The 20,645-nt window shown below is 70.5% G+C and carries 14 protein-coding genes, 1 tRNA gene and 2 pseudogenes; 5 read left to right on the top strand and 12 right to left on the bottom strand.

Annotation, left to right across the window (positions count from 1 at the left end; all coding sequences use genetic code 11):
- Window positions 1–3 precede the first annotated feature (3 nt).
- On the bottom strand, window positions 4–1,320 hold the full coding sequence (locus ACZ7D7_RS15870) for an ABC transporter substrate-binding protein (RefSeq protein WP_470824865.1): 1,317 nt from the start codon (window positions 1,318–1,320) through the stop codon (window positions 4–6).
- A 357-nt stretch (window positions 1,321–1,677) separates the two neighbouring features.
- Here ACZ7D7_RS15870 and ACZ7D7_RS15865 point away from each other — a divergent pair, with 357 nt between their 5' ends.
- Complete coding sequence (locus tag ACZ7D7_RS15865) at window positions 1,678–3,471, top strand: coagulation factor 5/8 type domain-containing protein (RefSeq protein ID WP_470824863.1); 1,794 nt, start codon at window positions 1,678–1,680, stop codon at window positions 3,469–3,471.
- A gap of 258 nt (window positions 3,472–3,729) precedes the next feature.
- Here ACZ7D7_RS15865 and fusA read toward each other — a convergent pair whose 3' ends face one another.
- Window positions 3,730–5,796, bottom strand: a complete 2,067-nt coding sequence (gene fusA, locus ACZ7D7_RS15860; protein WP_470824862.1) for an elongation factor G — start codon at window positions 5,794–5,796, stop codon at window positions 3,730–3,732.
- Window positions 5,797–6,364: 568 nt separating this feature from the next.
- Between fusA and ACZ7D7_RS15855 the strand changes: the two genes are divergently transcribed.
- Complete coding sequence (locus tag ACZ7D7_RS15855) at window positions 6,365–7,663, top strand: flavin-containing monooxygenase (RefSeq protein ID WP_470824861.1); 1,299 nt, start codon at window positions 6,365–6,367, stop codon at window positions 7,661–7,663.
- A 141-nt stretch (window positions 7,664–7,804) separates the two neighbouring features.
- Here ACZ7D7_RS15855 and ACZ7D7_RS15850 read toward each other — a convergent pair whose 3' ends face one another.
- From ACZ7D7_RS15850 to sucC, 10 genes and pseudogenes are all read right to left on the bottom strand, one after another.
- Window positions 7,805–9,046, bottom strand: coding sequence for a tryptophan dimethylallyltransferase family protein (locus ACZ7D7_RS15850; protein ID WP_470824860.1), 1,242 nt, complete (start codon window positions 9,044–9,046; stop codon window positions 7,805–7,807).
- 104 nt (window positions 9,047–9,150) lie between these two features.
- Window positions 9,151–10,503: a cytochrome P450 gene (locus ACZ7D7_RS15845; protein ID WP_470824859.1), complete on the bottom strand. Its 1,353-nt coding sequence runs from the start codon at window positions 10,501–10,503 to the stop codon at window positions 9,151–9,153.
- Window positions 10,504–10,519: 16 nt separating this feature from the next.
- Entirely contained in the window at window positions 10,520–11,113 is a 594-nt protein-coding gene (locus ACZ7D7_RS15840; RefSeq protein ID WP_470824858.1) for a GTP-binding protein, read from the bottom strand.
- Window positions 11,088–11,465, bottom strand: a complete 378-nt coding sequence (locus ACZ7D7_RS15835; RefSeq protein ID WP_470824857.1) for a DUF742 domain-containing protein — start codon at window positions 11,463–11,465, stop codon at window positions 11,088–11,090. The genes ACZ7D7_RS15840 and ACZ7D7_RS15835 overlap by 26 nt, the downstream gene beginning before the upstream one ends.
- A complete protein-coding gene (locus tag ACZ7D7_RS15830; RefSeq protein ID WP_470824855.1) occupies window positions 11,462–11,863 on the bottom strand; it encodes a roadblock/LC7 domain-containing protein in 402 nt (133 codons plus the stop codon). Before ACZ7D7_RS15830 ends, ACZ7D7_RS15835 begins: the two co-directional genes overlap by 4 nt.
- Window positions 11,860–13,032, bottom strand: coding sequence for a sensor histidine kinase (locus ACZ7D7_RS15825; protein WP_470824854.1), 1,173 nt, complete (start codon window positions 13,030–13,032; stop codon window positions 11,860–11,862). The genes ACZ7D7_RS15830 and ACZ7D7_RS15825 overlap by 4 nt, the downstream gene beginning before the upstream one ends.
- 457 nt (window positions 13,033–13,489) lie before the next feature.
- A tRNA-Leu gene (locus tag ACZ7D7_RS15820) sits at window positions 13,490–13,574 on the bottom strand.
- Between the two features lie 198 nt (window positions 13,575–13,772).
- Window positions 13,773–14,588, bottom strand: a pseudogene (locus ACZ7D7_RS15815) (aldehyde dehydrogenase family protein); the annotation flags it as partial.
- 176 nt (window positions 14,589–14,764) lie between these two features.
- Window positions 14,765–15,649, bottom strand: a complete 885-nt coding sequence (gene sucD, locus ACZ7D7_RS15810) for a succinate--CoA ligase subunit alpha (RefSeq protein WP_470824853.1) — start codon at window positions 15,647–15,649, stop codon at window positions 14,765–14,767.
- Window positions 15,650–15,661: 12 nt separating this feature from the next.
- On the bottom strand, window positions 15,662–16,792 hold the full coding sequence (gene sucC / locus ACZ7D7_RS15805) for an ADP-forming succinate--CoA ligase subunit beta (RefSeq protein ID WP_470824851.1): 1,131 nt from the start codon (window positions 16,790–16,792) through the stop codon (window positions 15,662–15,664).
- 176 nt (window positions 16,793–16,968) lie between these two features.
- Between sucC and frc the strand changes: the two genes are divergently transcribed.
- The 3 genes and pseudogenes from frc to ACZ7D7_RS15790 all read left to right on the top strand — a co-directional run.
- A complete protein-coding gene (gene frc, locus ACZ7D7_RS15800) occupies window positions 16,969–18,210 on the top strand; it encodes a formyl-CoA transferase (protein ID WP_470824849.1) in 1,242 nt (413 codons plus the stop codon).
- A gap of 4 nt (window positions 18,211–18,214) precedes the next feature.
- Window positions 18,215–20,359, top strand: a complete 2,145-nt coding sequence (locus ACZ7D7_RS15795) for an acetate--CoA ligase family protein (RefSeq protein ID WP_470824848.1) — start codon at window positions 18,215–18,217, stop codon at window positions 20,357–20,359.
- Window positions 20,360–20,482: 123 nt separating this feature from the next.
- Window positions 20,483–20,645 (top strand): annotated as a pseudogene (locus ACZ7D7_RS15790) (MFS transporter); the annotation flags it as partial.

Genomic DNA, 20,645 nt, shown 5'->3' with positions numbered 1-20,645 from the left:
TGCTCACTTCTTCGGCATCTGCTGCTGGGCCTTCTCGAGCTTCGCCTTCACCGACGCGGTGGTCACGGAGCGCCCGGCGGCGGCGTCGGCGAACAGTTCCTTGATGGCGGTGCCGACGGCCGTCTCGAACTGGGACTCGTCGGGCACCTGCGGCAGCGCGACCGCGCTCGTGGCGAGGGTCTCCTTCAGGACAGCTGTGGCCGGGGTGTTGAAGGCGGGGTCGGACTGCGCGTTCTTGACCGGCGGGATGGAGCTGTATGCGGTGTTCAGGATTTTCTGTTCCGCGTCGCTGGTCATGAACTTCACGAACTTGGTCGCGCCGTCCAGGTTGTCGGTGTTCTTGAAGACGGCCAGGTTGATGCCGGCGACCATCGAGTTGACGTTGGTGCCGGTGCCGGGGGTGCCGGACTGGACGGGCACCGGGGCGATGCCGTAGTCGTCCTCGCTCATGCCCTGCGACTTGAGGTTGGCGGACGCGGACTGCCACAGCAGCATCGCGGTCTTGCCCTTGGCGAAGTCGCTCACGGACTGGTTCTGCGCGTACTCGGCGTTGCCCGGCGCGATGATCTTGTCCTTCGCCATCAGGTCGACGTACTGCTTGACGGCCTTGACGGCGCCGTCGCTCGTGAAGTCGGCCTTGCCGTCGGCGGTGAAGAAGTCGGCGCCGTGCTGCTTGGCGAAGACGAAGGCGTGGTGGATGTTCTCCGCCGGGTTGGAACCCTCCATGCCCAGGCCCCACTTGCCGTCCTTGGACACCTTCTTGCCGGCCGCGATCAGCTCGTCCCAGGTGGCCGGCGGCTTGGTGATGCCGGCGTCGGCGAACATCTTCTTGTTGTAGTAGAGCGCGTACGCCATCGAGTACAGCGGCACGGCCGCCGGGTCCTTGCCCTCGGCGCCGGTGGAGCCGAGCGCGGAGTCGACGAAGCGGTCCTTGCCGCCGATCTTGTCGAAGTTCTTGGCGTCCCAGGGCAGCAGGGCGCCGGTGGACTGCAGGGAGGCGCTCCAGGTGTTGCCGATGTTCAGGACGTCGGGGCCCTGCCCGGAGGTGGTCGCCGTCAGGATCCGGTTCAGCAGGTCCGACCAGGGCACGACCTCCAGCTTCACCTTGATGCCGGTCTGCTTCTCGAACTTGTCGAGCTCGGGCTGGAGGACCTTCTTGTCGATCTCGATGCTGGCGCCCTGATTGGAGGCCCAGTACGTGAGTTCCTTCGGCGAGTCCTCGGATCCGCCGCCCGTCGGCGAACCGCCGCCGCAGGCCGAGACGGCGAGGGCGAGAGACAGGATGACGGCGCCTGTGGCCGCGGCTCGGGTTCTGCGCATGGCTCCTGGTGTCCCTTTCCGGGAGTGCGGATCACGGGGCTGCGGGAGGACACCGCGAACGGCGTACGCGTTCGAGTCCCGAAGCCCTCATGGCTTAATTTAGGACGTGAGTTAATCCACGTCGGCGCCGCCCGTCAAGACTTCCGGCACGGATCGGCGCAGCTCCTTTCAGGCGCGGCCGAACCAGGGTCGGTCCGAGGGCGACCGGGAGGCGACCGTGGCGGGACCGGACGCCGCCCGCGCACGAGAATCGGTCGCACCTCTTGACTCGTGCGTCTCACGGATGAAGCATGCACGCCGAGAGAGCGCTCCCAAACCCCCCACCACGTTCACTTCCTGAACCAGGAGAGCCGCCCCATGCCCGCTTCCTCCCCGCACTCCCGGCTGCCCTCGATCGGCCGCCGGGCCGTCCTGGGCGCCGCAGCCGTGACCGCTCCCGCCGTGCTCGGCCTGTCCGGCGCCGCCTCCGCCGCGCCCGCGACCCGACGGACCAAGCCGCGCAAACTCCAGGGCGGCGGCGACCTCGGCCCGAACGTCATCGTCTTCGACCCGTCGACCGCCGGTATACAGGCGAAACTCGACGAGATCTTCCGTGCGCAGGAGTCGGCACAGTTCGGCACGGGCCGCTACGCACTGCTGTTCAAGCCGGGCACGTACAACGGCCTCAACGCCCAGATCGGCTTCTACACGTCGATCATGGGCCTCGGTCTGTCCCCCGACGACACCACCATCAACGGCGACGTGACGGTCGACGCCGGCTGGTTCGACGGCAACGCCACCCAGAACTTCTGGCGTTCGGCGGAGAACCTCGCACTCGTCCCGGTCAACGGCACCAACCGCTGGGCGGTCGCGCAGGCGGCCCCGTTCCGCCGCATGCACGTGCGTGGCAGTCTCAACCTCGCGCCCGCCGGATACGGTTGGGCCAGCGGCGGCTACATCGCGGACAGCCGCATCGACGGCCAGGTCGGCCCCTACTCCCAGCAGCAGTGGTACACCCGGGACAGCTCGGTCGGCGGCTGGACCAACGCCGTGTGGAACATGGTGTTCTCCGGCGTCGAGGGCGCCCCGCCGCAGGGCTTCCCCAACCCGCCCTACACCACGCTCGACACCACCCCGGTCTCCCGCGAGAAGCCCTTCCTGTACCTCGACGGCGAGGAGTACAAGGTCTTCCTGCCCGAGAAGCGCACCGACTCGCGCGGTGTCACCTGGGGCAACGGCACCCCGCGCGGCACCTCCCTCCCCCTCACCCAGTTCTACGTCGCCAAGCCGGGCGACTCCGCCGCCACCCTCAACCAGGCGCTCGCCCAGGGCCTGCACCTGCTGCTGACGCCGGGCATCTACCACGTCGACCAGCCGCTCCTGGTCGACCGTCCCAACACCGTTGTCCTGGGCATCGGTTACGCCACCCTGATCCCCGACAACGGCGCCACCGCGATGAAGGTCGCCGACGTCGACGGCGTACGGCTCGCCGGATTCCTCATCGACGCCGGCACCGTCAACTCCGAGACGCTGCTGGAAGTCGGGCCGCAGGGCGCGTCGAAGGACCACTCCGCGAACCCGATCACCGTCCAGGACGTGTTCGTCCGCATCGGCGGCGCCGGCGCCGGCAAGGCCACCACCTGCATCGTCGTCAACAGCCGCCACACCATCATCGACCACACCTGGGTGTGGCGCGCCGACCACGGCGAGGGCGTCGGCTGGGACACCAACCGCTGCGACTACGGCGTCGTCGTCAACGGCGACGACGTGCTGGCGACCGGCCTGTTCGTCGAGCACTTCAACAAGTACGACGTGCAGTGGTTCGGCGAGCGGGGCCGCACGATCTTCTTCCAGAACGAGAAGGCGTACGACGCCCCGAACCAGGCCGCCATCCAGAACGGCTCGATGAAGGGCTACGCGGCCTACCGGGTCGGCGACGACGTCACCACCCACGAGGGCTGGGGCATGGGCAGTTACTGCTACTACAACGTCGACCCGACCATCGTGCAGCACCACGGTTTCGCCGCCCCGAACACCCCCGGGGTGCGCTTCCACGGCCTGAGCGTCGTCTCGCTCAGCGGGCACGGGCAGTACGAGTGCGTCATCAACGACACGGGGGCGCCGACGTCCGGGACGAACACCGTGCCGTCGACGGTCGTCTCCTACCCGTGAGAGGTGGCGGCTCCTGCCCGGGCGCGGGCGGGAGCCGCCGGTGAACCGGGGACTGTCGCCCGTCTGTGGGCGGCGGTCGCCTGTCTGCCGGCGACCGTCACCCCTCCCCGGGTGGCGGTCGCCTGTCCACGGATGGCGGGATGCTGCATACAGTCACCGCCATCTTGTGAACGGTCGGCGCCATCATGTCAGGGATGGCGCCGACCGTCGTCACCGTCCGGCCGCCGACCGTCGTCACCGTCCGGCCGCCGACCGTCGTCACCGTCCGGCCGCCGCCCCAGCGGTGGCGGCCGGCGCCGGGGCGTAGCCGGTGGGCCGCGCGGTGAACGTGCCGCGGCCCTGGGTCCGGCTGCGCAGCCGGGTGGCGTAGCCGAAGAGTTCGGCCAGCGGGACGGTGGCCGTGACCACCGCGGAGCCCGCCCGGGCTGCGGAGCCGGTGACCCTGCCGCGCCGGGCCGCGAGGTCGCCGAGCACCGCGCCGACCGCGTCCTCGGGCACGGTCACCGTGACCTCGGCGACCGGTTCCAGCAGGACCATGGCGCAGGCCCGCAGAGCGTCCCGGAGTCCGAGCCGGCCCGCGGTGCGGAACGCCGTGTCCGACGAGTCCTTCACATGGGTCGCCCCGTCGGTCAGCGTCACGCGCAGCCCGGTCACCGGGTGACCGCCGAGCGGACCCTCGGCGAGGGCGTCGCGGCAGCCGGCCTCCACGGCGCGGACGTACTCCTGCGGCACCCGGCCGCCGACGACCGTCGAACGGAACTCGAAGCCGGGGGCGCCGACTTCGTACGACAGTGGCTCGACGTCCAGGACGACGTGGGCGAACTGGCCCGCCCCGCCGTCCTGTTTGACGTGCCGGAAGACCACGCCGGACACGCCCCGGCCGACCGTCTCGCGGTGGGCGACGCGGGGTCTGCCGACGCCGGTCTCGATGCCGTGGTCGCGCCGGATGCGCTCCACCGCAACCTCGAGGTGCAGTTCGCCCATGCCCGACAGCACGGTCTGCCCGGTCTCCGCGTCGGTCCGCACGACCAGCGAGGGGTCCTCCTCGGCGAGCCGCGCGAGCGCGGTGGCCAGGCGGTCGGTGTCGACGGACCTGCGGGCCTCGACGGCCACCGAGACGACCGGCTCGGCGGTGCCGGGCGGTTCGAGGACGAGCGGCGCCTGCCGCGCGCACAGGGTCGTGCCGGCGCGCGCGGACTTCAGACCGACAACGGCCACGATGTCACCGGCCACGGCCTGTTCCAGCGGGGCGTGCCGGTCGGCCGTGACCCGCAGGATGCGTCCGATCCGCTCGGTGCGGCCGGCGGTCGCGTCCCACACGGTGTCCCCCTTCCTCATCGTTCCCGAGTAGATCCGTACGAAGGTCAGCCGGCCCGTCGCTGTGGCGCTCACCTTGAAGGCCAGGGCGGCGAGCGGTTCGTCGGGGTCGGCCGTCCGGCGGCTGCGCTCGACACCATCCTGCATACCGCATACGGGCGGCACGTCGACTGGCGACGGCAGGTAGTCGACGACCGCGTCGAGCAGCGGCTCGATGCCGCGGTTGCGGTAGGCCGAGCCGCACAGCACGACGACGCCGTCCCCGCTGCGGGTCAGGTCGCGCAGTGCCGACGTGAGGGTGTCGGCGGCGAGCGTCTCCCGGTCGCAGAACTCCTCCAGTGCGGCGGGGTGACGTTCCGCCACCAGTTCCTCCAGCAGCCGGCGCCGGCGTTCCGCCTCCGTCCGCAGGCCGTCCGGCACCGGTCCTTCCTCGGCCGTGTCGCCGGTCCACGTCAGTGCCCGCATGCGCACGAGGTCGACGACGCCGGTGAAGGCGTCCTCGGCGCCGATGGGCAACTGCACGACGAGCGGCGCGGGATGCAGCCGCTCCCTGATCGACGCCACGGCCGTGTCGAGGTCGGCCCCGGCCCGGTCGAGCTTGTTGACGAAGGCGATGCGCGGGACGCCGTGCCGGTCGGCCTGGCGCCACACGGACTCGCTCTGCGGCTCCACGCCGGCGACGGCGTCGAACACGGCGACCGCGCCGTCGAGGACGCGCAGGGAGCGCTCCACCTCGTCGGCGAAGTCGACGTGGCCGGGTGTGTCGATGAGGTTGACGCGGTGTCCGTCCCAGGCGCAGGTCACGGCCGCGGCGAAGATGGTGATGCCGCGGTCGCGTTCCTGCGGGTCGAAGTCGGTGACGGTGGTGCCGTCGTGGACCTCGCCGCGTTTGTGTGTGGCGCCTGTCGCATACAGGATCCGTTCGGTGACGGTGGTCTTGCCGGCGTCGACGTGAGCGAGGATGCCGAGGTTGCGGACGGCGGCGAGCGGGTTGCGGTTGATGCGCACGGCCCTTGGCCTTTCGAGGTGTGTTCGACTGGGGCGGCGCGATTGCCGTGCGTACGCCAACTCGACGGGTGCGCCGGGCGGGCCCGACGGGGCTCACTTCCGACGGCGGGTGGCCGAAGGAGGTGTCACCGCGTGTCGTTCAGGCGTGGGTCACGGCCGTCCGGTGCCTGGCGCGCAGCGGGCACCGGGCGGCCAAAGACACCAGGATCACCTCGTACCGGGAACGGGGAGCGACGCCGGCGGTGCGGTCACGCACGGCTGTCTCCCCTCGGCAGGTCTCTCGGCACGACGACGCGCCGCCGTTCGGTGGGCGGCGCGTTCTGTGCCGTGAGTGTAGGGACGCGGTGACCGGGGGTGCACCTGGTTTTCCGGTGCGGCTCGACAACGTCCTCGCGGGTCACGGCCGTTCACCGCAACGCCCGCCTGCGGACTCCCGGCTCGGCCGGTGCGTCCGGGATCGTGTGAGAACCGACACGCCCTGTCGCCCATCGGTGCTGGTGTGAGGCGGGAGCCCGATGGGCAGTGAATGCACGTTCGAAAGGATGGTGTCGGGCTTGTGGGAGTACCCGTGCGAGTGTGTGTGATCGGTGCAGGTCTGTCCGGGCTGGCGACGGCGCACGCGCTCCATGCCAGGGGGATCGACTTCGTCTGCCTGGAGAAGGCCCCGGACGTGGGCGGTATCTGGCGTCAGCCGGGGGCGGGCGAGCGCGGTCCGGCCTATCTGGCCCTGCATCTCAACAGCGCCAAGCAGCTCACGGGTTTCGCGGACTTCCCGATGCCGGCCGACCTGCCCCTGTATCCCAGCCACAGTGACGTGGCGGCGTATCTGCGGTCCTTCGCCGAGTGGGCGGGTCTGCTGTCCCGTGTCGAACTGCGCACGGAGGTCCAGTCGGTGCGTCAGGAGTTCGACGGGACGTGGACGGTCGTCAGCCGTGACGCGCTGGGGGCGGTGTCGACGCGGCGTTTCGACCGGGTGGTCGTCGCCTCGGGGCACAATACGGAGCCGGCGATGCCGCACCCCCTGCCGCCCGGTGCCGACACCTTCGGCGGAACGATTCTCCACTCGATGGACTACCGCACCGGCGAGGACTTCGCCGGACGGCGCGTGGTCGTCGTGGGCCTCGGCGCGTCCGCCGTCGACATCGCGGCGGACCTCTCCCGGCACGCGGCGCGGACGCTGCTCTCCGTGCGCCGGGGGCTGCACATCATCCCCAAGCAGCTCTACGGCATCTCGGTGGACCTGATCGCGGAGGCACCGTGGTTCACGGCCATGTCGTTCGCGGAGCAGCGGCAGTTCGTGGAGCAGGCGTTGCAGGTGGCGCGGGGCAAGCTGTCGGACTACGGTCTGCCCGAGCCGGATCACCCGGTCTTCTCCTCGGCCGTGACCATCTCGGACGAGATCCTCAGCCGCATCCGGCACGGCGCGGTGATCCCGAGGCCGGCGATCGCGTCGTTCGAGCGGGACCGGGTGGTGTTCACGGACGGGACGTCGGAGGCGGCCGACGCGGTCGTGTACTGCACCGGTTTCAGGATGGCGTTCCCGTTCCTGCCGCCGGGCTGTCCGGCGGGCCCCGGGGGGACGGTGGAGCTGTACCGGCGCGTCGTGTCCCCGGACCGGCCCGGGCTGTACTTCGTCGGGCTGATCCGCCCCGTGGGGTCGATCACCCGTCTCGTCGAGGCGCAGGCGCAGTGGGTGGCGCGAATCGTCGACGGTGACGCGGCGCTGCCGTCCGAGGCGGAGATGCGCGGGGAGATCGGCGCCTATCTGGCCGGTGTCGAGCAGCGCTACGGCCGCACGGAGGGTGCGTCGATCCAGGTGGACGTCGGCACGTATCTGCGGGAGTTGCGGGAGCTGCAGGCGGCGTAGACGCGTCTGTCCCCGGAGCGCGTGCGTCCGGCGGGGCTCGACGGGCCCTGCGCGGGCGCGGCGGGCCGGGCGGTTCCGTCGGCCGGGCGAAGCTCCCTGTGGCGCCCGCACGGGGAGCTCTCGCCGGCCTGGCGGGGTGCGTCAGTGCACGGCTTCGGGCTGCGCGGCCGGAAGGTTGGGCGGCCGGACCCGGTACGCCTCGGCGGAGACGTAGACGGTCACGCGGGGCGGTCGGCCCTGCTGGTGGGCGAGGGACACGTAGGCGATGAGCCCGACGCCGTCCGTGAGGCGGCGTCCGGTGACCGCGGGGACGGCGCGGACGAGCGGGCTCGCGTCCATGCCGTGCTGTTCGAGGACGGTGACCGCCCTCTCCAGCGCCTCCCCGTCGTGCCGGGCGTGGTCGCGGACCGGGACGTAGAGGGTGAAGCCGCTGGGCAGTCCGCTCGCCGTCTCGGTGAAGGCGTGGCAGGACTGGAAGGGCCGCGGGACGAGGGCCGGGTCGCCGTGCGGGTCGTCCCGCGTGGTGCCGGTGACGGTGTGGAAGAAGTCCCGGAACCCGGCGTTCCGGGCGCCGTCGGCGGTGCGGGACAGGGAGGCGGCCTCGGCGGCGGAGACGTCCTGGTGGGCGAGGTAGACCTTCACCCGGGGCTCGTCCCAGTCGCCCAGGTCCAGGGCGAAGAACAGCAGGCGGTCGGACGGCGGCAGGGCGTCGAACGCGTGCCGGTGACCGAGCCGTCGCAGCGCTTCCCGCACCGTCTCAGCGGAACGTTTCACCCCTCGGGCGGCCGGGTTGAGGTACACCTTGACCTTCGGTACGCCGCCGGGCCGCAGCTCCAGTGCGCACCACAGGGCCAGCGGTCCGTGCGGGTCCGGCGGCAGGAACAGGTCGGCGAGTTCGTCGAGCCGGCCGGTGGAGAAGTTCCACCGGCGGGCCATCTCCCGTACGGCGTCCAGTCCGGCGCGGCCGCCGCGGGCCAGGCTGCCTGCGCCGCAGCCCGGATCCAGCAGCACGCGCAGCACGGGCGACGCGCCCGGTGTGAAGGAGAGCGAGTACTCCACCGGCGTGTGGTCGTCGGACAGGAAGGTGGCGTTGGCGGGCGGCAGGTCGAGGGGCCGCCCGGCCACGTCGCCCAGGGCCGCGACGACCGCGTCGACGTAGTCCCGGGTGTCGCCCGGGCCGAGGCCCGCGACGTCGCACAGCCGACTCAGTTGACGTGCCGCCAGCCCACCGACCGTCGCGTCGGGCGCGGCGCCGGCCACCGTGCCGGGCACGGCGCCGGCCGGAGTGCCGGGGGCAAGAAGATACCCGCCTGTCGGGGCGGGTATCCGGTCCCACTCAGTGGGGTGGTGCATGAAAGCGGCGTCGGTGGATATGTGGTCCACGACACCTCCTTTGCCTCGTTAGCATCACGGTCGTACCGCGTTGCTCACTACCCGTGAGGCTAAACCTTCATGCTCTGGTGGAGGGTTGGCGGGTGTTGTGTGAATCACCTCGTGAGCCAGTTGAGGAACTGGCTCCAGCGGCCGCCGCGTTCGGTCCTGTGCGCGTCCGTGCCGTGGTCGGCGGGCGCCGCCGCGGGTTCCGGCTTCGCCCGGGGGGCGAGGCGGGGCGCGGGCTCCACCGGGGTGAAGCGGGCGGGCAGCGTGGCGAGTCCCCGGTTGAACGGTCCCGGACGCCACGTCAGGCTGTCCTCGGGGACGGCGAGTTCGACATCGGGCAGCCGCGTGAGCAGGTTCTCCAGGGCGGTCACGGTGATCTGCCGCGCGGGGTCCTTCGAGGGGCAGGCGTGCGGACCCGCGCTCCACGCCAGGTGGGCGCGGTTGCTGCCGGCCTCCCGGGCCGCGGTCAGGGCCGGTCCGGTGTTGGCGGCGGCGAAGCTGACGAGCACGAGGTCGCCCGCCTGCATCCGCTGTCCCGCGAACTCCATGTCCATGGCCGGGTAGTGCGGCGCGAGGTTGGAGATCGGCGGGTTCTCCCACAGCGTGTCGTCGACGGCCTCGTCGATCAGCCCGCCCTTGTGGGCGTACGCGTCGTGGGTGAGCAGCCGGTGCAGGGTGTTGCCGATGAGGTTGCGCAGCGGCTCGGCTCCCGCGCCGAGCAGCAGGGCCACCTGGTGGATCATCTCCTCGTCGGTGAGCTTCACCTGATGCTGCATCAGCCAGGAGGTGACGTCGTCGCCGGGCCGGGACCGCTTGAGGGCGACCAGTTCGCCGACGGCCTCGAACAGCACCTCGGCGGCCTTCTCGGCGTTGACCCCGTCGAACATGCCGGTCATGCCGAACAGCACACGGTCGCCGATGCCGGCGGGGCAGCCGAACAGCTCGTTGAACACGAACAGCGGGAGCTGCTTGGCGTAGTCACCGAGCAGGTCGGCGGAGCCGCGTGCGGAGAACTGCGCCATCAGGTAGTCGGACACCTGCTCGGTGCTCCGGCTCAGGCGGCGCGTGTCGATGCGGCCCATGCTGTCGGTGACGGCCTGACGCAGCCTCAAGTGCTCGGCGCCGTCGGCGAACATGCAGTTCTGCCGGTACGCGAGCAGCGGCACGACGGGGCTGTCGTGGCCGACCTTGCCCTCGTTGAAGGCCCGCCAGCGGCGCGAGTCCTTGCGGAACGAACCGGAGTCCTGGAGGAGTTGCAGCGCCGCCGTGTAGTCGGTGACGAGCGTTGCCTCCACGCCCGGCGCGAGTTCCACGGGCGCGGCGGGACCGTACTGCCGCAGGTAGGCGTAGTAGGCCTGGGGGTCGGCCGCGAAGTCCGGGCCGTACAGCGGCACTCGGGCGCCGGAGCCGTGGGCCGGGCACCCGGGCGGGGGCACCGGGGCGGTGGGGTGAGCGTCCATGTCTGCTCTCAGCTTCCTATTGGGCACGGTCCAGCAAGTAGCGGACGAGTGTGGTCAGTGCGGCGGCCGACGACTTCTCGTCGCGGGCGTCGCAGGTGACGACGGGGGTGTCGTCGAGCAGGTCCAGTGCCTCTCGCAGCGCCCGCTGGTCGCGCGGCGGCGCCCCGTCGAAGTGGTTGACGGCGATGGCGTAGTCGAGTCCGTAGTGCTCGATGAGGTCGATGACGGGGAACGAGTCCGCGAGCCGTTCCGGGTCGACGAGCACAAGGGCGCCGAGCGCGCCGCGCGCCATGTCCTCCCACATCTGGACGAAGCGCTGCTGGCCCGGCGTTCCGAACAGGTAGAGCACGACTCGGTCGCTGATGGTGAGCCGGCCGAAGTCCATGGCGACGGTGGTGGTCGTCTTGCCGTCGACGCCTTTGAGGTCGTCGACCGACTCGGCCGCCCGCGTCATGGTCTCTTCGGTGGTCAGCGGTTCGATCTCGGAGATCGCCCCGATGAACGTCGTCTTGCCGACCGCGAAGTGTCCGACCACGAGGATCTTCACGGCGGTCTGCGACGCACCGTCGCGGACGTAGTCCTGCTCATCCAAACTTGGCGCGGAGACCATGCAGCACCTCCTCCAGTATCTGCTTGTCCGCGAGGGGCGCGCGCTGCACCGGCGGGCGGGTGATGACGAACCCGCCCTCGACGAGCGAGGCGAGGAGGATCTTCACCACGCCCAGGGGCAGCCGGGTGTGTCCGGCGATCTCGGCGACCGAGAGGTAGCCGGCGGAGCAGATGTCCAGCAGGCTCTGCTCCTCCGGGGACAGCCGGGTCGGCCGGCGCGTGTTCTCGGGCGCGGCGGTGACCAGGGTGATGAGGGAGAGTTCCGCCTCGTCGGGCAGGCCGCGGCCCTTGGTGATGACGTACGGCCGTACCAGCTCGGCCGCCTCCGGCTCCCAGCCGTCGGGGCCGGTCATGAGCGGGCGCCGAGGTTCTCGCGCGGCGGCGTCATGAGCTCCTTGCCGAGCTGCGCGACGAGCTGCTGCATACGGAATGTGATGTCCGCCATGTCGACGTCGGGCGACGCGGAGACGCCCAGGTAGGCGCCCTCACCCGCGGAGATCAGGAAGACCCAGCCGCCGTCGAACTCGACGAGGGTCTGGCGCCACTGCTGGGAGGCGTCCTCGCAGAAGAAGCCCAGGGACCGGCTGAGCGACTGGACGCCGCTCATGGCCGCGGCGACCCGGTCGGCGTCGTCCTTGTCGAAGTCCTTGGTCCTGGCCATCAGCAGACCGTCGGCGGATATCAGGACCGCGTGCAGGGCCCCTGGAATCTCCAGGGCGCTGTCGAGCATCCAGGACAGATCGTGCTTCACGAGACCTCATCACCTTCGCTGCTTGCACCACGGGTTCTGCTCGCCCGGTCCGCGGAGTCGGGCTGCGTGGCGCGGCCGGACTGCGTGCCGCGCTGGAAGGCGCCCATGATCGCCGCCTTCTCCGCGCCGGAGCGGGCCGGTGCGCCGGTGGCCGGGGCGCTGCCCGGCACGATGGCCATCGGCCGCTTGCGTCGCCGCCTGGGCAGGCCGTCCACGGTCGAGGACAGGGCCGCCGCGGGCTCGGGTCCGCCGTTCGGGCCGGCGACCGCGGACGCGGAGGCGGTCGGGGCGGGGGTCTTCTTCTCCGGCATGGCGGTGAGCAGGTCGTGCGGGAGGAGGAGCACCGCGCGCACTCCGCCGTACGGGGAGCTGGAGTCCACGGACACCTCGAAGCCGAAGCGTTCGCAGAGTACGCCGATGACGGCGAAGCCGAACTGTGGCGGGTTGCCGAGCCCCGCGACGCCGGTGGCGATGTCGCTGGACAGCAGCTTCTCGGCGCGGGCGCGTTCCTCGTCGCTCATGCCGACACCGGCGTCGTCGACGACGATGCAGATGCCCTTGGGCACGGTGCGGATGTTGATCTCGACGACGGTGTCCGGGCTGGAGTAGCTGGTGGCGTTGTCGAGGAGTTCGGCGAGGGCCAGGGCGACCGGTTCGACGGCACGGCTGGTGATGCCGAAGTCGACCTGAGAGAGGATGTCGACGCGGCGGTAGTGCCGGATCCTGCCCTGTGCGCTGCGGACCACGTCGTACACGGACGCCACGTCGCGCTGCCGGCCGAGCCAGCCGTCGCACAGGACGGCGATGGACTGGGCGCGCCGGCCGAACTGCGAGTTGGTGTGGTCGATTTCGAGCAGGTCCTGCAGCATGTCCGAGTCGCCGTACTTGGACTGCAGGCGGGATACGACCAGTTGCTGTTCGGCGGCGAGGCCCTGAAGGGTCCGCATGGCGGACTTCAGGACGGTCTTGGTGGCTTCTTCGGCCTCTTCCTGAGCTGTCCGGACGGACTGTGCGTAGTCGTTCTCCAGCTCGGTGTAATGGGACGTGAGCCCCTCGATCTCCTGTCGCAATGCACGCGCCACCCTGCGCTGACGAACGATGAGGGCGACGGCGACAACCATGGCGACGAGGAGAGCCCAGAGCACCGGGTTCTGTATGTATTCCGTCATAAGACTCTCTTCAGGCGACCGACGGCCGGCTTGCTGAATTCCCGTCACATGCGGATGGGTCGGCGGACCGCCTCTGTCCGGGTTGACGCCCGGACGTACCTGAAGGTCGGAGATGTCGTGCTACCCAACCGCCCACTCCACAAAACGCGGTGATCGTATCACCGGACAAAGTATTGACCGGACGTCAGCGGGCTTGCGGTGAGGGCGCCTTGGGGCGAAATCAAGACGCCCGGAAGGGGGCGATCGGGCCCGGGATCCGCAAATCGGGAACTGCCGTGCAGTCCATCGCGTTCGGGTTACATCGACCTGTACGGATTGTCGCCGGGGAGGCATGTTGCGCCCGGGACGACAAAGGCCGGAAGACGGCACGGGGGATACGGCACGAGGGTGCGGCGCAGGAATACGCACAAAGGTCCCGACCTTACGGCCGGGACCTTCTTTTCGCTGTTACTGAGAGTGTCCGAGGGGGGACTTGAACCCCCACGCCCGATAAAGGGCACTAGCACCTCAAGCTAGCGCGTCTGCCATTCCGCCACCCGGACCAGGTGTACGCCGCCTTGCGGGGGTTTCTCCCCGCGGCGACGAGGACAACAATACCAAGCTTTCGGAGTGCCTTTCACCTGCGTTTCCGTCCGCCGGGGGCCGTGCGGGCGCGGCACGCCGACGCGGTCGCCTTCTGTCTACAGCCGGTCGCTTTCTGTATACGCGCGCGTGGTCAGAGCGCCGCGGATGCGGCAGGGGCGTGGCTCGTTGTGACCGACCTCGCCTGCCCGGATCCGCGGTGCCAGCCGGTGAAACGTCTCTGTGTCGTCCGTGCACAGCGTCGCCACCGGCGGCACCCCGTCCGGGGCGTTCATCGCGACCAGCAGATCCGTCTCCGTGTCGGCCAGGACGACTGTGTCGACGGGACCGCACGGCGCCGCGTGGTGCGGCGGCGAGGACGGCGGCGGCCCGAGCAGCGTGACCGGCTGGACGTACGCCGAGGTGTCCTGGCCCGGCAGGAAGCGCGCGTCGGCCGTCCTGCCCCGGTACAGCGGGACGGCGCCGCGGTCGACCGCGTCGGCGACGTGGGCCCGCAGTTCCTCGGCCCCGGCCGCGCTGATCATCGGCCCGAAGTCCAGCCGTGGGCAGGGGTCGTCGGGCCGTTCGACGGCCAGGGGGTGGCCGACCCGGACGCCGTGGACGGCCGGGAGGTACGCCGCCAGGAACGCGTCGAACTGCTCGCGCCGCACCACGAAACGCGAGTAGGCCGTGCGGTGCTGCTTGCCGTGCTCGAACAGCTCGGGGACGACGGCGGCGAAGGCGTCCCAGTCCGAGTAGTTCCAGATGCCCCAGGTGTTGGGCGTCCTCACCGGCGCCCGGGACAGCTCTCCCCCGCCGCCGACGAGCGTGACGGGGATGCCTTCGCGAGCGGCGAGGGCGCAGGCCAGGGCGAGCCGGGCGACACCGCCGTCGGCCGGGGTCGTGACGACGACCGCGCTGCCGGCCAGGGCCTGGACCAGCGCTGTCTGGACGACCGCACTCATCCGGTGCTGCCGCATCGCGCTCTCGTGCACGGTGGTGACGACGGCAGGTGTGACGGGCGTGCGCATACGAAATGCGGCGTACGAGATGCCGTATACGGCGGATGTCCTACGTCATGCCGCACGCCCGTCACGACCGGTGACGATCAGTGGTGCCCGGGGATGCCTGGTGACGGCTGGTGACAGCTGATGACGGCTTGGTGGCGGCGTCAGCCGGTGCGGCCGAGGGCACCCTCCACCAGCCGGGCCGTTTCCGTCGGCGTCCTGCCCACCAGGACGCCGACCGCCTCCAGGGCCTCCTTCTTCGCCGCCGCCGTTCCCGACGATCCGGAGACGATCGCCCCCGCGTGACCCATGGTCTTGCCCTCGGGTGCGGTGAAGCCGGCGATGTAGCCGACGACCGGCTTGGTGACGTGTTCGCGGATGTAGGCGGCGGCACGCTCCTCCGCGTCGCCGCCGATCTCTCCGATGAGGACGATCACTTCGGTGTCGGGGTCGTCCTGGAAGGCGGCGAGGCAGTCGATGTGGGTGGTGCCGACGACGGGGTCGCCGCCGATGCCGACGCAGGTCGAGAAGCCGATGTCGCGCAGTTCGTACATGAGTTGGTAGGTGAGCGTTCCGGACTTGGAGACCAGGCCGATGGGGCCGGGCTTGGTGATGTCGGACGGGATGATGCCGGCGTTGGCCTGCCCGGGGGTGATCAGCCCCGGACAGTTGGGGCCGATGATCCGGGTGCCCTTGCTCTTCGCGTACTCGGTGAAGACGACGGTGTCGTGGACGGGGATGCCCTCGGTGATGACGACGGCGAGACCGATGCCGGCGTCGGCGGCCTCGGTGACCGCTGCCTTGGCGAAGGCGGGCGGCACGAAGACGACCGTGACGTCGGCTCCGGTGGACTGCATACCGTCGGCGACGGACCCGAAGACGGGGACGGCGCGGTCGTCGAAGTCGACGGTCTGGCCGGCCTTGCGTGGATTGACCCCGCCGACGACGTCGGTGCCGGCCGCGAGCATGCGGCGGGTGTGCTTCATGCCCTCGCCGCCGGTCATGCCCTGGACGAGGACCTTGCTCTCCTTGCCGAGATGGATCGCCATGTCGTGGTCTCCTCAGGCGGTGGTGGCGAGTCGGGCGGCCACGGCGGCGGCGCCGTCCATGGTGGCGGCCTGCTGGACCAGTGGGTGGGCGTGCTCGTTGAGGATGGCGCGGCCCCGGGCGGCGTTGTTGCCGTCGAGCCGGACGACGAGTGGCTTGGTGACGTGGATGTCGTCCAGGGCGCGGACGATGCCCTCGGCGACGGCGTCGCAGGCGGTGATGCCGCCGAAGACGTTGACGAACACGGACTTCACGGCCGGGTCGGAGAGGATCACCGACAGGCCGTCGGCCATCACGCGGGCGGAGGCACCGCCGCCGATGTCGAGGAAGTTGGCCGGCCGGGCGCCGCAGCCGGCGACCACGTCCAGGGTCGACATGACGAGGCCGGCACCGTTGCCGATGACGCCGACCTCGCCGTCCAGCTTCACGTAGTTGAGGCCCTTGGCGGCGGCCGCCGCCTCCAGCGGGTCGTCGTGGGCACTGTCCGCCTCGCCCCAACGGCTCTGCCGGAAGCGGGCGTTGTCGTCGAGGGTGACCTTGCCGTCGAGGGCGAGGATCTGGCCCTGCGCGGTGCGGACCAGCGGGTTGACCTCCACGAGGAGGGCGTCCTCGCGGACCAGTACCTCCCACAGCCGCACCAGTACGTCGACCGTCTGCGCGGGCAGTCCGGCCGCGTCGGCGATCTCCGCGGCCTTGGCCGTGGTGACCCCCTTGGCCGGGTCGATGTGGATGCGGGCGACGGCCTCGGGCCGGGTCGCGGCCACCTCCTCGATGTCCATGCCGCCCTGGGCCGACGCGATCGCCAGGAAGGCGCCGGCGGCCCGGTCGAGGACGTAGCTGACGTAGAACTCGCTCTCGATGTCGACGGGCTCGGCCAGCATCACCGTGCGGACCCGGTGGCCCTTGATGTCCATGCCGAGGATCTGCCGTGCCGTCTGTTCAGCGGCGGCCGGGTCGGCGGCGAGCTTCACTCCGCCCGCCTTGCCCCGGCCGCCGGTCTTCACCTGCGCCTTGACCACGACCCGCCCGCCGAGCCCGCGGGCGATCTCGCGGGCCGTCTTGGGCGAGTCCGTCACAGCGGCCCGTGGCACCGGGATGCCGTGTTCCGCGAAGAGGTCTCTTGCCTGGTGCTCATACAGGTCCATTCCGGCTCCTGACTCAAAAGTGCCGCACGCCCCCTGGACACCACCCACCGGATGCGGGATAACAAGCTTCATACAGTATTCGTCGACTGTATGCAATGTACTGCGAGAGGGGCGACCTGGACGTGTCCGCCCCAGGAAGCACGAACCAGACCATGTACAGGTGAGGAGCGCTTGTCATGACCGAACAGGCCGCCAGGGCTCTCGACGGCATCCGAGTCCTCGACATGACGCACGTGCAGTCCGGGCCGTCCGCGACCCAGCTGCTCGCGTGGCTCGGCGCGGACGTCGTCAAGCTGGAGGCACCGACCGGGGACATCACGCGCACACAACTGCGCGACCTCCCGGACGCCGACTCCCTCTACTTCACGATGCTCAACTGCAACAAGCGCAGCATCACCCTCAACACCAAGTCCGAACGCGGCAAGGAACTGCTGACCGAACTGATCCGGCGTTCGGACGTGATGGTGGAGAACTTCGGGCCGGGCGCGGTCGACCGTATGGGGTTCACCTGGGACCGCATCCAGGAGATCAACCCGCGGATCGTGTACGCGTCGATCAAGGGCTTCGGCGAGGGCCCCTACACCAACTTCAAGGCCTACGAGGTCGTCGCCCAGGCGATGGGCGGGTCGATGTCGACCACCGGTTTCGAGGACGGGCCGCCACTGGCCACCGGCGCCCAGATCGGCGACTCCGGCACCGGCGTCCACGCCGTCGCCGGCATCCTCGCCGCCCTCCTCCAGCGCGAACGCACCGGACGCGGGCAGCGCGTGAACGTGGCGATGCAGCACGCGGTGCTCAACCTGTGCCGGGTCAAGCTCCGCGACCAGCAGCGCCTCACCCACGGCCCGCTCGCCGAATACCCCAACGACGACTTCGGCGACACCGTCCCCCGCTCCGGGAACGCCTCCGGCGGCGGCCAGCCCGGCTGGGCCGTCCGATGCGCGCCCGGCGGACCCAACGACTACGTCTACGTCATTGTGCAGCCCGTCGGCTGGAAACCCCTCACCGGCCTCATCGGCCGGCCCGAACTCGCCGACGACCCCGAATGGGCCACCCCCCAGGCACGCCTGCCCAAGCTGAACAAGATGTTCCAGCTGATCGAGGAATGGACCTCGACCCTCCCCAAATGGGACGTCCTGGAAAAGCTCAACGCCCACAACATCCCCTGCGGCCCGATCCTCTCCACCAAGGAGATCATCGAGGACCCCTCACTCGCCGCCAACGACATGGTCGTCACCGTCCCCCACCCCCAGCGCGGCGAGTTCGTCACCGTCGGCAGCCCACTCAAGCTGTCCGACTCCCCCGTCCACATCACCACCTCCCCCCTCCTCGGCGAACACAACGAAGAGATCTTCGTCGGCGAACTCGGACTGGACGACGAGGAACTCCGCCTCCTCAAGACGAACGGGGTGATCTGACGTGATGGCCGAGGACCGCGAAGTGAAGGTCCGCGCACTGCTGGACGCGGTGCGGGCCGAGGGGCGCACCGCGCTGACCGCGCCCGAGGGCAAGGTCGTCGCGGACGCGTACGGGATCGCCGTACCGGGCGAGGAGTTGGCGACCGACGTGGACGGTGCGGTGGCGTGCGCGGCGCGCTTCGGCGGTCCCGTCGTGATGAAGATCGTGTCGCCGGACATCCTGCACAAGACGGATGCCGGGGGTGTGGTCGTCGGTGTGGAGGGCGCCGCCGAGGTGCGGGCCGCGTTCTGCCGGATCGTCGAGAACGCGCGGGCCTACGCGCCGGACGCGCGGATCGACGGCGTGCAGGTGCAGGAGTTGCTGCCGCGGGGGCAGGAGGTCATCGTCGGGGCGGTCACCGATCCGACGTTCGGGAAGGTGGTCGCGTTCGGGCTCGGCGGAGTGCTGGTCGAGGTCCTCAAGGACGTGACGTTCCGGCTCGCGCCGGTGGACTCCGGCGAGGCGGTGTCCATGCTGGACTCCATCCGGTCGGCGGAGATCCTGCGCGGGGTGCGGGGGCAGGCCGCCGTGGACCGGTCGGCGCTCGCCGAGCAGATCGAGCGGGTGTCCCGGCTCGTGACGGACTTCCCGGAGATCGCCGAGGTGGACCTCAATCCGGTGATCGCGACGGCGGAGGGGGCAGTCGCGGCCGACATACGGGTGATCCTCTCCGAGTCGTCGGCACCATCCCGGCGACGGTATACACGCGACGAAATCCTGTCGTCCATGCGGCGGTTGATGGAGCCGCGCTCCGTCGCCGTGATCGGGGCGTCCAACGAGTCCGGCAAGATCGGCAACTCGGTGATGCGCAACCTCGTCGACGGAGGCTTCGCCGGCGAGATCCATCCGGTGAACCCCAGGGCCGAGGACATCCTGGGCCGCAAGGCGTACAGCAGCATCACGGACGTCCCCGGTGAGGTGGACGTGGCGGTCTTCGCGATTCCCGCGCGGTTCGTGGCCGCGGCCCTCGAAGAGGTGGGGCGCAAGAAGATCCCCAACGCCGTACTGATCCCCTCCGGTTTCGCGGAGACCGGGGAGCACGCCCTCCAGGACGAGATCGTGGCGATCGCCGAGCGGCACGGCGTACGGCTGCTGGGACCGAACATCTACGGCTACTACTCGACGTGGCAGGACCTGTGCGCCACGTTCTGCACGCCGTACGACGTCAAGGGCGGTGTGGCACTGACCTCGCAGTCCGGGGGCATCGGCATGGCCATCCTCGGTTTCGCGCGCACCACGAAGACGGGTGTGTCGGCCATCGTGGGCCTGGGCAACAAGTCGGACCTGGACGAGGACGACCTGCTGACCTGGTTCGGCGAGGATCCGCGCACCGAGTGCATCGCGATGCACCTGGAGGACCTCAAGGACGGCCGGGCGTTCGTGGAGGCCGCGCGGGCGACGGTGCCGAAGAAGCCCGTTGTGGTGCTGAAGGCGGGGCGTACCGCGGCGGGCGCGAAGGCCGCCAGCTCGCACACCGGCGCGCTCGCCGGTGACGACGCCGTGTACGACGACATCCTGCGGCAGGCCGGCGTCATCCGGGCACCGGGACTGAACGACATGCTGGAGTACGCGCGGGCCCTGCCGGTGCTGCCCACTCCCCAGGGCGACAACGTCGTGATCATCACCGGCGCCGGTGGCAGCGGCGTGCTCCTGTCCGACGCGGTCACCGACAACGGGCTGTCGCTGATGGAGATCCCGCCCGATCTGGACGAGGCGTTCCGGAAGTTCATCCCGCCGTTCGGGGCGGCGGGCAATCCGGTGGACATCACCGGGGGCGAACCGCCGTCGACGTACGAGGCGACGATCCGCCTCGGTCTGGAGGACCCGCGGATCCACGCGCTCGTGCTCGGCTACTGGCACACCATCGTCACTCCCCCGATGGTGTTCGCCGAGCTGACGGCGCGCGTGGTCGCCGAGTTCCGGGAGCGGGGCGTGCACAAGCCGGTCGTGGCGTCGCTCGCGGGCGATGTGGAGGTCGAGGAGGCCTGCCAGTACCTGTACGAGCGGGGTGTCGTGGCCTACCCGTACACGACGGAGCGGCCGGTGGCCGTGCTCGGCGCGAAGTACCGCTGGACACGGGCGGCAGGACTGTTGGGGGGCGGTTCATGAGGTGAGCGAGCGGGGGCCGGCCAACGGTGCGCGTGGGCCGGCCGCCGGGACCCGTGTGCGCACGGAAGGCATGTGGACAGGGGGCGCTGGCCGGATCCTTCGACGCAAGGGGTGCAGGACGACATGACAACGACAGATCTGTCGGCATCGGTTCCCAACCGGGAGGTCACCGACGCGAACGGGCGCGTCTACCGTATCGGTGAGACCGACATCGACATCATGGGCCGCAAGCGCAAGTGGATGGTCATCCTGCCCTGGGTGGGCATGATGGGCATCTCCTCGGCGG

It is taken from the genome of Streptomyces sp. NPDC037054, from assembly GCF_055606745.1.
The sequence above is the reverse complement of the archived record's forward strand: the minus strand, read 5'-3'. Positions and strand labels throughout refer to the sequence as shown.

Bases quoted from the DNA above. Each gene is read 5' to 3' on its own strand.
- ACZ7D7_RS15845 (WP_470824859.1), bottom strand. From the start codon at position 10,503: ATGGACGCTCACCCCACCGCCCCGGTGCCCCCGCCCGGGTGCCCGGCC.
- ACZ7D7_RS15840 (WP_470824858.1), bottom strand. From the start codon at position 11,113: ATGGTCTCCGCGCCAAGTTTGGATGAGCAGGACTACGTCCGCGACGGT.
- ACZ7D7_RS15870 (WP_470824865.1), bottom strand. From the start codon at position 1,320: ATGCGCAGAACCCGAGCCGCGGCCACAGGCGCCGTCATCCTGTCTCTC.
- sucC (WP_470824851.1), bottom strand. From the start codon at position 16,792: ATGGACCTGTATGAGCACCAGGCAAGAGACCTCTTCGCGGAACACGGC.
- ACZ7D7_RS15865 (WP_470824863.1), top strand. From the start codon at position 1,678: ATGCCCGCTTCCTCCCCGCACTCCCGGCTGCCCTCGATCGGCCGCCGG.
- frc (WP_470824849.1), top strand. From the start codon at position 16,969: ATGACCGAACAGGCCGCCAGGGCTCTCGACGGCATCCGAGTCCTCGAC.
- ACZ7D7_RS15825 (WP_470824854.1), bottom strand. From the start codon at position 13,032: ATGACGGAATACATACAGAACCCGGTGCTCTGGGCTCTCCTCGTCGCC.
- ACZ7D7_RS15835 (WP_470824857.1), bottom strand. From the start codon at position 11,465: ATGACCGGCCCCGACGGCTGGGAGCCGGAGGCGGCCGAGCTGGTACGG.
- ACZ7D7_RS15795 (WP_470824848.1), top strand. From the start codon at position 18,215: ATGGCCGAGGACCGCGAAGTGAAGGTCCGCGCACTGCTGGACGCGGTG.
- sucD (WP_470824853.1), bottom strand. From the start codon at position 15,649: ATGGCGATCCATCTCGGCAAGGAGAGCAAGGTCCTCGTCCAGGGCATG.